Origin of the sequence: Pandoraea anapnoica (assembly GCF_902459765.1) — a bacterium.
Taxonomy (GTDB): domain Bacteria; phylum Pseudomonadota; class Gammaproteobacteria; order Burkholderiales; family Burkholderiaceae; genus Pandoraea; species Pandoraea anapnoica.
The window spans coordinates 1-12,886 of record NZ_CABPSP010000022.1 but is presented as its reverse complement, the minus strand read 5'-3'; the positions used below and the strand labels follow the sequence as shown (position 1 = coordinate 12,886).

Here is a 12,886-nt window from a genome sequence, read left to right as displayed (position 1 = left end):
CCCCCCCCCCCGCGATTCCAAGTTCAGTTCGTTGCGCGTAGCTACTCTCGAGACCCACAATTGTCCGGCTGCTACTGTTCGTACGGCACCGTCGGACAGCCTATTGCCTCGCGCAACAGTTTTCGCAATGCTCAATTGCAAATCGCCCGAAGCGCTTTGAATAGTTGCTACGACGCTGGCACGTTCGCCAGCAAACAGAGACTGAGCGCCGCCGCGATACGACAGATTGCGCCCTCGAACCAAGGTGCTCGCACTGCCATCTCAACATTTGGTGCAGTCATACAACGACTCGCAGCGGACGAAGAGCAAAAAAATGAGGATGCCATCCACCGGAAGACGGCATCCTCGCAGCACACCACTTAAGTTATCAATTGACCGATCGCGAATCCCCCCCCCCCGGGTAGAACCGCAAGTCGGCCGATTTCAGGATAGGCGTCGCCAATACCATTCGCAACTACTGAGCGTGCGTCGAGTTCACTTCTAGCACCGCCCCAACAGCGGAGCGGCATTTTTTAAACGCACAAAAAAATGCCGCTTCACAGGGAAGCGGCATGAAGCCATTCGCCTCGGGGAAGACAAACGGAGAGCACAACACGCGCCGACCACCGAGGGGCCGGGGAGGCGCGCGGGGCGTACGTTAACGCATGCATGTTCGTTCAACTCTTCGCCCAAACAGATTTGCGATTTTCCGCATTACCGGCCTACCGCCAACGGACTAACACGATCGCCGGTGCCAGATGGCTGAGCGCCGTCGCCGTGCTCGAGCTCCCCCCGCCAAAGGGACGCGGAAATAGCGAACATGGGAATCCCTGCGTGCTTTCACTAACAAAATACGGGGCCAACGCCATCGCCCTCTGCGTACAGACCGATGCGCAGCACCGCAACGACGTCGAAGAAAACGTCGCGCACTGGTGATATATGCCCCCCCGTTCGGCGAACACCTATCCAAAGGTTTTCGAGACCACATCCGAACTACCGTCAATCACGAGCACACTGAGTGAGCTCGGCACCACACATCCATATCAACGGAAGCAACTAGGTGGTTCGCAAGCGGCCAGATTCATCATATTGTGCAGTGGAAGCCTTTGCAGGAACAACTGTTCGACACGTAACCAGCTCAGCACATGCACGAGTCAAATACTCGCCGCGCCTTTGCTCACTTGGTCCAGTTACCCACCATCGGTCGCCCGAAGCTACTACCTTATTGGTAGACGCAATGGCGGTCCTCTGGAGCGTCCTCGCCTCTGCATGCCGGCGCTCTTTGAAAACATGAATGCAAATACGAACGAGAATAGATTGCGATTTCCCGCATTTAACGGCTTCGCGACTTAGGTGACCATCTATGCGCATCTGTCGTCGAACAACGACGATGTCCGCGATCAAGGCCGGCGCCATGGGTTCACCAACTCGTTCTGGAGATTGAGACGTGCTAAAGACACTGCTGAACCGGCTGAAACCAGAATACCTGTTCGACGTTCCGATAAGCACTGAATGTCCCGCATGTCACCGCCTCAACGCACAGTCGCTTGCCGCCGTTTGCGAGCAGGAGATCAGGGAAGTCAGGTGCCAACATTGCGGCACCGGGTACGAGCTATCTGACGAAGAAATCCATGCGACTCTCGACCTAGCACTTCTCTCCTACATCTGGTTTTAGTCGCCCTGCCCCAGCCCAAATACTCCCGCTATCACCCCGTTCGTCGGCGAATTCTTCGCCGATCGTCTTCTCGACGAGGACAGCAAGCGCTGAGGACAAAAATTCATCGCCATAGCCGCTGCTCTTGAATGGCGCAGCGCCGCCGACATCCATCTCGACAAACACCGCTCACACCCTGCGCCCCCCCCTTCGCCGCGCCTGAAGCGAAATGCCCACTCTCCTATACTGGCACGGCCTTCGGCTACTCCAACTTTACGCCAACGCGCAGTGCAAAGTGATGTCGAGCCTCTTCCAAAGCTCGCCTCTCAGTAGAAAGCGCTTGATGGGAGTTTCGAGCCGCCACTAGGTCTTCACCAAGGCGAGCGACATATTCCCAGTCATAGCAGCCAGTGCAACGTCGCTCACCGACGTCGATTGCTACCGCATGCCCGCCGATCGTCTCTATGAACATCGCCACGTGAGTCTCCCATCATTTCGATGACGCCTAGAGTGAGGCACAACGATTGCACGCCGAGTGACCACCAGGAAGAAATGCGACTTCCCTGTGTAGATCCGTTGCATCGTCAATTTGAGGGGCAGGTCTGCGGCCACGACCGCCCCGCCGACTCATAGTGGACAGGGACAATCCAATGAAATACTACTGTGCTGACACCTGTGGCGTGCGGGCAGCAATAACAGGTCCAGGTGATCGGGTGGAGCCGTCCACGTTGTTGACGACGTGCATGTGCACCGAACCGATGTCCATGCCATTCGAGATGCAAGCCTCGCAGCAGATCAACCGGCCTCGCCATAGAACGGGCGCGCCTCATAGCGTGCCATCGCCGCGCACGCCGCCAGCAGTAAACGCGCCGCGCTGGCAAGCGCATTTCTGCTGCCGCTTACAGCTGCACGTTTCCCGGCCTTTGTTGTTGGTTGGTGAGACTTACAGCAGCCTGATACGGTTGAAGGCCGGTTTTTCTAAGCGGCCAGCCTTCACCAGTTCATCAATGGCCTCCTCAAACTGAGCCGCTTTAATGCCTTTCTTTGCACAACGCATTTGCAGAGTGACCAGCGGCATCATGGACGACGACCAGCCGGCAAACTGGCTAATGATGGTTTCTTGAATATAAAGGCGCATGGAATTCTCCATTTCGATTGCCCCGCGCAGCACGGTGCCCACAGTCGGCAGAGCCTATTTACTACTCGGCTCACGATAAAATTGGAGAATGTGAAAAAGCACCCTACGGGGTGCTTTTTCTGGTCGGCAAGGTGGTATCTCGTCACGGCTTTCATAGCAAGCGGAAGTTCGATCGCTGGAAGTGAAATCCCGGTGGACGCGACTATTGGATTATTGATCGCTCTCAGCACCTGTCGTGCCGCCCAACCGCAGACGGCGCCCCTCGATCCAGCCCTCGAAATCTTCGTCGGTTTTGCGGTTGATATACATGACCTGGCACCAATTCTTGTAAGGCTTGTAGACCGTGACGCCGTCGCCAGGAATAATGAATATGCGTTTGGTCATGCACTCGGGTGAGGGCGCGGAATATAAGTAGGCTCGCCCAGCACCGATAACCGTAGCCAAAAGCGGCGGCCTGAAATGATCCTCGGGGCCGCCCTTTGCGCTGCCGAGTTTCTGGCAGTCCACCTCTTGACCTGCGACAACCACGGTTTCTCGTTCGTGGGTGCCTGTGCTAGAACGGCCGAACAGTTTGCGGCGGCGACCGCCAACACGACCGAAAGAAGAGCGCGCAGCATCAAGCGTGCTCATAAAGAAATTTAAGAGCCGCGTCGAACAACCGTGGCACCAAAAATAGAATCGCGAGCGCCGTCAAAGCACGCAACGCGGGATGCAGCAACGTCGTAAGCGGTGCGTCTGCAATGCTCGCCAAGATATAGAGAATGCCGAGCTGCACGCCGGTACACCACGCGTAGATCTTCGCCACAATGCGAACAGGATTTCGCGCGCTGTAAATCAACTCACACAACAACTTAGCCAGCATCCGCACCTCCCTTCACATGCTTATGGATAGTCGTGCGACTAACACCGTATCGATTCGCCACATCGGTGACCGTCATGCTCGGATCAGCCAGCAACACGTTATTTCGCGTAGTTCCTTCGGGCCGATCTTCGGGGGACGGCCCCCGTTACGCCCTCGCGCTCTGCCGGCTTTGAGGCCCGCCATCGTCCGCTCTCGCGTTAGATTCCTGTCGTACTCGGTCAGACTGGCGAAAACGTTTGTGATGAGCTTCCCCGCAGCCGTCGATGTGTCGATCTTCTCGGTTAGCCGAAGCGCCGCACACACGACCAGCAGCGCACGCAAAAATGCGATTTTCCACAAAAATATGCGTCCTAGTTGGCGGACATTTCGTTCTCTCAGGTGGACTGCTGCCGGGATCGTAAGCACTTCTGGCCTATGATTGAGAGCCCTTCTGCATCTGCAATCTATCGACGAGCCGGAGGCGCAATTCCAGCTAGTGTGAGACCGTCCCACGGCGCATCACGCTCTTCGCATCGACCTTGCCCGGGTCGACCATGCCGGTTGGACTCTCAGGAATGTCGGGGGATTGATCTTCCCCATAGTTTCTGAACGTCGCGCCCCCCCCCTATCTGGCAAGCTCAGAAACAACTCGGGCACACATCGGTCACGATGACCTAGCATTACGTACGCAACCGGCGGGGCGACAAGATGAAGCTGACAAAACGAGAATTGCGGAACTTAACAACCGCGACGTTTGCGCAGCGGAATCTCCCGCAAAGGTCTGTGGCCAAAATCAGCAGGAGCCGGACCGCCCCGGTAAGCGGTTAACGCCACCCCACCGAGTTTGAAGCCCGGCGTGCAATAGTCGCCCAAGCGAATCACCAGTGTGGCTTTTTCACATCGCACTTTCCTCGGCCCATAAAAAAGAAGCCGCTCCTGGCGGGAGCGGCTTAATCTCCATGCCGCAGAGGGGCCAAGGCAGGGAGGGATGCGGTGGAGGTGCACCGCCGACTGCCCGTTGACTCTGGCCCCTTCAAGCCAGAGCTTCGCGGCAGTCAATCTCAGACTAGGCCGGCATCGCCTATGTTCGCAAGTTGAATGTCATCGCGGCGTTCGTTTCTTCAACAGCATCAAAAGTACTAGGTCATCTAGCAAACATGCCGAAAAAAACCGCTCCCAAAGGGAGCGGCGAGAAGCCATTGCCCCGGAGGTCAGGGCAACTGGAGCACACGGTGCCATGCGGACGGAGAGGCGCGCACGACACACGTTCATCATAACCAAGGCCTCGTTTCCTCAGCCACGGTCCAGATGCTTTCGCGAACTACCTCACGCAAAGCACAAGAACACCCCTGCATCGATATCATGTCAAACAATGGCCTCACAAAAAAATGCCGCTCCTTGGGGAAGCGGCATTAATCCATTGCCCCTGAGAGGCCAATGGAGGGGTCGAACAGAACAATACGTCAGGTCGGCAGGAGTCAACATAACGCTTGCACAGCGTAACGCGGCTTTGTGAAGCATATCTCCGCGCCCCAACGAATTTGCGAATTTCCGCAGCACACCTTCTTCAGGCCTAGACGACGGTACTCCGTTGGCAATGGCCGTTGCCCATCAAAATGAGCAAGGCTCGCGAGCTTACGCAGAAAGAATCGTCACACAGACGCCCCATTCCCGACAGACTCCAATCTTCAGATTGTCGTCGTCGAACCACAAAAGCGAGGTCAATCCCAGCGTCAGCTCACGATGATCGGCAAGGTACTTCTTGTTTACTCATGCGCCCCAGCCCAAAGCCCAAACATTTGGCCACAATAGCCCCTGAATCGTTGACCCGATTCATTTTCCATGTCCGATGCCCTCTTGGTCGATGGTTCGGGATCTTTGGAATGCGAAAGGGCCCCGGCTGTGCGCGCAGTCCGGGGCGTTTTCTTTCTTCCTTCCCTGTCCCGAACGAAACCGAATTTTCCCCGCGCGGTCCACCGCTCGGAACGTCACATGTCCACCTTTTCGGCAGCGAGTCGAGGCCGCCGATTCGCGTCGCAAACCGGCGTGATCAAGTACGGGGAATAGCAGAACACACCCCTTGAAAGGGGCTCGAGGTCTTTCTTCATCCCCTTCGCCGCATCAACAATACGCGTCAGTGGAAGCTCTCAAACTCTTGACGCAAGCGGGAAAAAATCACAAAGTTACCCGGCACACCTCGAACCATGCGGTACGAGCGCAAGTAGCCCTCACGCCGAAACTGACAAGACTCGAGAAGAGCGATCGATTTCGCATTGGTTTCCAGAACAACCGCCTGGATCCTCACCCATCCAGCAATTCCAAATCCCCACTTCGTAACTGCCTCACATGCCGCCCGCCCTATGCCTCGCCCCCAATGCGACGGGGCTACATCGTATGCAACTTCGGCTGTCAGATGCACTGTTGAAATCGTGTGGAACCCGACGGTCCCCACGAGCGCGCCCGACGCATCATCCACGATTGCTAGCCGAACAATTGAATCACTGCAGTCGGACTCAATCGCCTCGAATAGAGGACATAGATCGCGAGCTGATTCAACGTCCCAACTCGTATGCTTGACAACCTCCGGCAACCGAAGGTAAGAAAACCACGCATCGATGTCACGTCGGTCAAGTTGACGTAGTGACATGCCCGGAACGCCCAACGCAGGTGGATTGCTCACACGCATGATCTCACTCTATTTTGGCGGCAATTAATCTCGCCGTTACGCTACACCTTATCCCGCATAGATAACGACAGAAAAAAGCCATTTAGTGAACCGGAGAATTCGAAGCATCAAGCATTGATGCTTGCGGTGGCTCATATCGTCAACAGGCATTCATCCCCATCAAACGATGCGTCCGAGACCCTACAGAGATAGAGACGCTTGATCAGCAGCGAGCGATCAAACTCGAAGACGTCAACATACTGAAACTTACCCCCAACTTTGAAATCTAGTTGGATGTAGAGCGACATGAGACTCCCCGCGAAATCTCGGCGACAGATTCGAATCAGATCGACTTCATCGGCGGAATCCGCCAGCCGCCGCTCATACTCCCCGACGGACATCACGCCAAGCTTGTGACTCACGATGCTCGCGCCAGGTCCAAAGAGTTGGGCAATCGGTTTGCGTCCCTTTATCGAATAGAAGTACTCGACTGCCCGTTCCCACGTAAGATTTACTGTCAAATGATTGATCCATAAGTGAGCATCTCCTGCCGTCACCGGTCACTCGGCACGAATACCAGCATTCATCTCGCCCTCGCAAACGTCGCACACCCGCTTGCACTATAGCGTTAGCGAAATCGGCATGGCCTCGCTGCTGCAAACTTCAAGAACAACCTCACCGACGTTGAACAGCGTCGATATCCCAAGGAGCCAATATTGCCCCAAAGGGCAACTGCGCGCGGATCGTAATACCTTGTCCGGCGCACGTGCTGCATCACTCAACCCAGGCATGGACTCCACAAAAAATCGCCCTCCTGTTGAGGCATTTCGCATTTCACGGAACGCTGACATCCATCGCAGCACCCCTCGAGTACGATCGGGCTTGAATCGTACGGAAGCGATTCATCTCGCAGGACAAAGCCCCGGCTGCGCCAACCAGCCGGGGCTATTTTTTGAAACTTCGGATCTGTTGAATTGACAACATCTAGGCCACCTTCGCAATGCGGTGGCTGCACTGCTGTTACCTCACTAGGGCTCGCGAGGGGCTCTTGCTGCATTAGTCGGGGGTGAAAATTTGGATCTTCGCGACACTATCGAGACGATCTTCGATGCGAAGGCATTCTGTCGACCGCTTTTCTTCACCTATCCGGGCGGCCTTCGCTTCGAGCTATCCGAAAGTGGCTCAGCTATCCCACAATTCCTCACCGCGATGCGAAAAGCACGCGAGATATGCCTCGACCTCTTCCCCTCCACGGACACCATCGTTGCATGCCTACGGCGCCCCACACGTCAAAGTGAGGGACTTATGTCACATCGAGCGACGCTCTCCGAGATTTTGGCAGCAGGTATTACCATCCCAGACGAACGCTCGATTTGGACGGACTCTATCGAGCCGATTGACTGGCTTGATGCGAATGATGAGGAAGTTATTCTCAACGTTGCCTTTCGCACGGAGGTTGCGCTGATTCCGAATCTCTTGTGGTGCGCCCTCAGCACACAGTTCGGATACATCCGTCCTCAGCCATATTGCCAAGTCTACCTCTTCAATCTCGAAAAGCGGATCATGGCCCTTCCCTACGACGATCGCGGAATGGACGTCGTTGGCCCCAATCATGCACTGCTTGCCGCCATCTTTCGGAAGCATTACCGATATTTGCTGGAACACGACATCTCAACGATGCGCCAAACATTTCGGGACGAAACACTCCGGCCCCTCCCGCGGTAGTCATGTTTGACATTCTCCTAACGCGCCAAGCGAACCTGTCGATCTGTTTCACCCGAGCAAGCGTGCCCCCCCCTTATAGCAAGCCAACGCGTGCCGACGACTCCCGGCCAACCGAGTTCCAAATTCTTACTCGATGGAGAAGGAAGACAAGAAACCTCTCATCAACCGCACTTTTCTCCGCGAAAGAGAGCCGCACCAAATCCACTCTCTTGACCCGCTTCGCCGGTAGTGAAAAGATTCGTCAACATGGTTAGCAAGACGTTATCCCGCACGCTCTATGGGGCTATCTGGCTTGGAATCGCAGGCCCGCCGATGGGTGGGGGCGTATTAGGCCTTTTCGTCGCCGTCAGTGTATTGACGAAGTCACACGAATCTGTTTTCGTTACGCTCACGTTCGGCCCATTGTTTTGTGCGTTTGGATCATATTTTTTCGGCGGCATTCCAGCAATCCTGGCGGGCGCAATCATTGCGCTAGTATTTCCCGCCCTCGCGAAATGGAAAGGCGGAATCACCCTTTCGGCATTACTGTTGGCGTGGGTTATTACGCTTTCCTATATCACGTTCGCGACCCGCAACGCGTTTGGCGCCTACGATTGGCCTTGGCACTCATTGCTCGCATTACTCAGCGCCCCTGGCGCCTTATCCCTATGTAACAGGCTGCACAGGAAATTCGGCCCACCCGAATGTGACATTTAGGCGCCAAATCGGGTATCGCGAAATGGCTCAGTCGAGACTACCGGATCGCATGCGCGCATGCCAATGTAACGATATCGAACGCTTTCCATGCAATCCAAAATCTCTTACCAGAATGGCATCAACGGATGCCCCCCCATGGCACAGAGTGCAGACCAGTTTCAATTACGACCCTTCGGATAGGAAACCCTGCCGGGCAGGTCATTTCGCCCTCAAATCATCGATTCCGCGAGAGGAATCACCGTTGACGCTCGTCCTTCGTCGACTGTCGGTTGGAAAACGCTTGGAAGATCGCCCAAGCATCTTTCGATGCCTTGGCTTGCCACTCCTCTATCGCATCCTTAGCTGCGAAGCGGAGCAGTTCGCTTAGGTCACTATCAGGGGGATCGACGACGGTCACATCGTGCGCTCGCATCATTGCATAATTGGCTTCCGTGCGGGAGACCGCCGATGCGCGTTGCAGACGTTCTGTTTCCGCCGCCGCGTCCAATACCGCATGTCGCAGCCTGGCTGGAAGTGCCGTCAGACTAGACGTCCGGATCATGGCAATGGAAACCGGGCACGCGTAGCGGATCGCGGTGAATGTGGAAAGGTAGCCAGCCAATTTTTGACCAGCACCGCCGTCACCGGACGACATCACAGCGTTGAACTCTCCGTCTTCGAGCAATGGGAATACTTTCTTGAGCGGCATCTGCTTTGCCAAAGCCCCCGCTTGTCGCATCACACTCTCGGAAGTTTGATCATACGTTCTTATGGAAAGCGTGGAGAGGCCTTCGGGCGCTCGTATTGGTCGCTTCGACCAAAGACCAGTGGCAGGCCAAATTGAGAGGTAGAGCAATGTTATGCCGCGTTTGCGCAACTCGGCCTCGTATAGTGGGCGCGCGCGTTCATTCAGATGAACTGCATCCTCCGTTGACTGCGTAATGAACGGCAGTGCCGGGAGCTCAAAAATGGAGCTGGAACCGTCTAACGCACTCGTCAATGCATCTCCCCCAGTTGTCTCATTGCGCTTAATCGACGCGATCAACTGAGCGGAAGAAATGTCTGAGCCAAATGACGGTATGACCTCAATCTCGCCGTGGGATTTTTCTTTGACGAGACGTGCAAACGCGGAGAGACCCTCCCCAGAGACTGTCGATTCGGGGTATTCAGTGGCCATAGCCCATCGCGTTGTGGGAGCTCCTTTAGCAGGATCCCCCAAGATCAACACCATCACGTAGACCGCCGAAAGCGCCCCTCGCAAAATGAGCGCAAACCGCTCGCTAAGTAAGTGTTCAGCATCAGTGCCCACGCATTTCTCCAAATTACCCTTTCTGCAGTCGACCAAGGCTGATACACCGAATCGAGTCAAAAAGGAAGAACCAGACCTACGCGCAGTCAGCGTAACAACGTGACGAACAAAAACAGAGCCGCGCTCGACGGTTTCCACGAATTTCCTCATAAATTCGGCCGACACTCGTGTACGCGTCGCAAGGTGGCTCGATATGGCACTGCCTTCGGATCACGTCGCTCAATTTGGGGGCGTTCCTCGCGCGCACATCCGATGCCCCAACCTTGGCAAACCATCCCGATATGAAGCGGAACATTTCTGCGACGCCGTAGTTGTCACTCGCCACGCACTATTCTTCAGGACATTGACATTCAGTAATATACATACTGAGCAGCGACAGTTCTGGGCCGCGCCTTCGCGCGCCAAGGCGACACCGCGTACTTTGACCGCGCTCCGCCACTCCGGATCAGAACTCCCAGCGGTTCTATTGGAGTTCAACAGTATCTGTCCGTTGAAATAAAAAACCCCGCCAAACGGCGGGGCAAAATACGTGACAAACGAACGGGTTGATGAATGCGCGGCTCACGCTACCGCGTATTGCGCATATCAAGCGTGCGCAAGCTCCTTCGGAAGACGGGCCGGAGCCACCTTGGGCGCACCGTATTCACGCACTTGCCGCAGATCATGATCGGACTGCTGCGCGATCCACGCAGAGGCTCTACCTCCATTCTCGACGCCAAGCCACAACTCTAGACGCAATGCCATGTCGATCGAGATGCCGGCATGCCCATTCAGGACTCGCGACAACGCAACGCGACTCACGCCTAACTGCTCAGCAGCCTGACTCACGGTAAGTCTTAGCGCCGGCAAAACATCTTCGCGCAAAATCTCACCGGGATGCGGCGGATTGAACATGTTGTTCATGATAATTTCCTCTGTCTATATATACACCCGCCCCGTTTGATTCGCGGACGGTATTTCTCATCTTTTGCGCAAAGAGCACACGGGCACATGATGCCGCGCGCAATATCTGCCTCGGATCATTGGCGATGTGATCCAAAGAAGTGGGAACTGCAAAAGCCCCGGCCACTCTTCCCCGGCCGGGGCATTTTGCTTTCTGGAATAGCGTCAGATAACGCCGCCTGATGTGCCTCCGCGATTCTGCGCGTTGTCATGAGTGGTGGCTTTTCAGCACGCTCAAGGACGAAGGCTACCTCGATAAGGAAATCGGCCGCGCAGGCGGTTTCGCTTGGATGCGGAGCGATGTACTCGTGGCGAAGCTAGGCCGAACCACTGCGTCAGCGCTGATCTGAATACGAAAGCCCCGCTCGAATAAGAATCTGGGCTTTCTTCAACTGGCCCGAAAGCCCTATGATACGCAGTAGCGGAGACAATGGGGAAGATCCCCCTCCGATATGCTATCGACCTACTATCACGTCCTCGGTCGAGCTTGTTGATTGCTGATCCTGTTCACGAAGTCACCGCTCCCACGATGGCTCGAATCGAACGACCGAAGGCTAGGCTGCGTTTTCCACCATCAACTGCTCAAGTCGCTTGCAGGCATCGGCGATCACTCCAAGCCGAACCTTCGCTAGTTGTCGATCGTATTCGTTAACCACTCTCGTCAGATCATCCATGAGCTCGCTGGGTACAGCCCATTCCCCTTTCGAATTGGCGACAAGCAACACAGATGCGAGATCGCGCTCCGTCCTTTCGAGAATGTCGCTATGAAGCTCTCCGTGACCGGCCTCCGTAACGAACGTGGCAATCAAGATGACTTCAGCCAGAGCATTTATCAACTGACGACTAGCCTCCCCACTGCGCAGGCGCTCCAGTGAAAGCCTCACGCGAAGGACGATCCGTTCTGCCTCCCTCCTCGGCATCGGTAAAAGTAGCGCGCTGGATCGCCCCCCGGACGAGCGCATTTGAACCGATCGATGACTCTTCTTCGTTGACATTGACTACTCTTCTCTAGCGTAAACCGAATGGCACAGGCGGAATTTTCTCCGGCAGTACCCTATGTCTTCAGTATTGAGATATTAGAACCCGCGGATCCCTTTTGCACAAAGCGGATTCCCACGACGGCAGGTATGGATCTGCCCGTTGACCTCCGGTACGCACAGAGTTCTAGATTGGGGTCAGATCATGCCGCTGGTGCGTTGCATCACACCGCGCGTATACCCCGCATTTTTGCGGGTTTATCCACATACATCTGCCCGCAGCGCATCCAATCGCGGAATATTCCATTGCACACGAAACCTCGTTGCAGCGGCGACTCAGGATGATGCGAAGAATCCCACACACCGCGATGCGTCCACATGCGGTCCCCATCTTAATGAAGGCACGGGAGACGAGGGGCAGTCAATTGCACTGGCGGCCATCGCATTCACTCAATGCATCTTCAGTCGAATACGTTGCCCACATTCGACTGCGAATCGAGCTGTACCGTCGCGCGTTGCGTTGCTTGTCTAGATGAACAACAGGCTCGCAGCGTTAGCTGGGAGCCTGTTCGTGTTGTCGCTATCCTTCGCGAGTTAGAACTTCATTCTGAAGCCGAGATTGGCCTTCACGTTGTAGTTACCACCAAAGTGATTGACCGACGTGTTCACCGAGCTCTCGCCGTACACCGTGTACTTGTTATCCGCCCACGAATACGAACCACCCACGCCCGCGCCCATCCACGTTCTGTCAGTCCTCGTGTCAAAGTTCACACCCGCCACATTCACCGACGACCCACCGAGCATCTCCTGATAGACGTTCAAAATGCCGTAGAACGACGCGTTCATGGAGCGCCTCTGACTGTCCTTCCACGAGTTCGTATAGTTCGCGGCTACCCCCAGTCGCCCAATCAGGCTATTGCTCCCGTGCATGCTCACGTCACTTCCCCAAGCATCCTGGAACGCGCGAGCATCGATCGACGA

At 55.5% G+C, this 12,886-nt stretch carries 14 protein-coding genes; 3 read left to right on the top strand and 11 right to left on the bottom strand.

The genetic code is table 11. The annotated features are described in order from the left end of the window. Positions 1–648: 648 nt before the first annotated feature. Positions 649–915 carry a hypothetical protein gene (locus tag PAN31117_RS25990; RefSeq protein ID WP_150740743.1) on the top strand — a complete coding sequence of 89 codons (267 nt, stop codon included), beginning with the start codon at positions 649–651 and terminating at the stop codon, positions 913–915. Between the two features lie 1,661 nt (positions 916–2,576). Here PAN31117_RS25990 and PAN31117_RS25985 read toward each other — a convergent pair. The 7 genes from PAN31117_RS25985 to PAN31117_RS25960 all read right to left on the bottom strand — a co-directional run bounded on the left by PAN31117_RS25985 (position 2,577) and on the right by PAN31117_RS25960 (position 6,834). Continuing rightward, positions 2,577–2,813, bottom strand: coding sequence for a hypothetical protein (locus PAN31117_RS25985; protein ID WP_150740742.1), 237 nt, complete (start codon positions 2,811–2,813; stop codon positions 2,577–2,579). Positions 2,814–2,981: 168 nt separating this feature from the next. Beyond that, positions 2,982–3,401 (bottom strand): hypothetical protein, encoded by a 420-nt coding sequence (locus PAN31117_RS25980; RefSeq protein ID WP_150740741.1) that lies wholly within the window; start codon positions 3,399–3,401, stop codon positions 2,982–2,984. After that, positions 3,388–3,633, bottom strand: coding sequence for a hypothetical protein (locus PAN31117_RS25975; protein WP_150740740.1), 246 nt, complete (start codon positions 3,631–3,633; stop codon positions 3,388–3,390). The genes PAN31117_RS25980 and PAN31117_RS25975 overlap by 14 nt, the downstream gene beginning before the upstream one ends. Then, positions 3,623–3,709 (bottom strand): helix-turn-helix domain-containing protein, encoded by an 87-nt coding sequence (locus PAN31117_RS27305; protein ID WP_246185898.1) that lies wholly within the window; start codon positions 3,707–3,709, stop codon positions 3,623–3,625. Before PAN31117_RS27305 ends, PAN31117_RS25975 begins: the two co-directional genes overlap by 11 nt. Continuing rightward, positions 3,706–3,936 carry a recombinase family protein gene (locus PAN31117_RS27610; protein WP_246185899.1) on the bottom strand — a complete coding sequence of 77 codons (231 nt, stop codon included), beginning with the start codon at positions 3,934–3,936 and terminating at the stop codon, positions 3,706–3,708. Before PAN31117_RS27610 ends, PAN31117_RS27305 begins: the two co-directional genes overlap by 4 nt. A gap of 1,810 nt (positions 3,937–5,746) precedes the next feature. After that, the gene (locus PAN31117_RS25965; RefSeq protein WP_150740739.1) at positions 5,747–6,298 is read right to left on the bottom strand and encodes a GNAT family N-acetyltransferase; all 552 of its coding nucleotides are present in this window, start codon (positions 6,296–6,298) and stop codon (positions 5,747–5,749) included. Between the two features lie 131 nt (positions 6,299–6,429). Further along, positions 6,430–6,834 (bottom strand): hypothetical protein, encoded by a 405-nt coding sequence (locus tag PAN31117_RS25960; RefSeq protein WP_150740738.1) that lies wholly within the window; start codon positions 6,832–6,834, stop codon positions 6,430–6,432. Positions 6,835–6,919: 85 nt separating this feature from the next. On the opposite strand from PAN31117_RS25960, the gene PAN31117_RS25955 reads away from it, so the two are divergent. Together PAN31117_RS25955 and PAN31117_RS25950 are read left to right on the top strand one after the other, a co-directional pair. After that, on the top strand, positions 6,920–7,255 hold the full coding sequence (locus PAN31117_RS25955) for a hypothetical protein (protein ID WP_150740737.1): 336 nt from the start codon (positions 6,920–6,922) through the stop codon (positions 7,253–7,255). Between the two features lie 96 nt (positions 7,256–7,351). Continuing rightward, positions 7,352–8,002 (top strand): DUF3885 domain-containing protein, encoded by a 651-nt coding sequence (locus PAN31117_RS25950; RefSeq protein ID WP_150740736.1) that lies wholly within the window; start codon positions 7,352–7,354, stop codon positions 8,000–8,002. Between the two features lie 931 nt (positions 8,003–8,933). Here the strand turns inward: PAN31117_RS25950 and dctP are convergent. The 4 genes from dctP to PAN31117_RS25930 form a co-directional block, all read right to left on the bottom strand. Next, positions 8,934–10,124, bottom strand: coding sequence for a TRAP transporter substrate-binding protein DctP (gene dctP / locus PAN31117_RS25945; RefSeq protein ID WP_174991137.1), 1,191 nt, complete (start codon positions 10,122–10,124; stop codon positions 8,934–8,936). Between the two features lie 447 nt (positions 10,125–10,571). Continuing rightward, entirely contained in the window at positions 10,572–10,889 is a 318-nt protein-coding gene (locus PAN31117_RS25940) for a HigA family addiction module antitoxin (protein WP_150740734.1), read from the bottom strand. 593 nt (positions 10,890–11,482) lie between these two features. Further along, positions 11,483–11,923: a hypothetical protein gene (locus PAN31117_RS25935; protein WP_150792120.1), complete on the bottom strand. Its 441-nt coding sequence runs from the start codon at positions 11,921–11,923 to the stop codon at positions 11,483–11,485. A 576-nt stretch (positions 11,924–12,499) separates the two neighbouring features. Next, the coding region (locus PAN31117_RS25930; protein ID WP_150740732.1) for an autotransporter outer membrane beta-barrel domain-containing protein at positions 12,500–12,886 on the bottom strand (387 nt) is incomplete at its 5' end.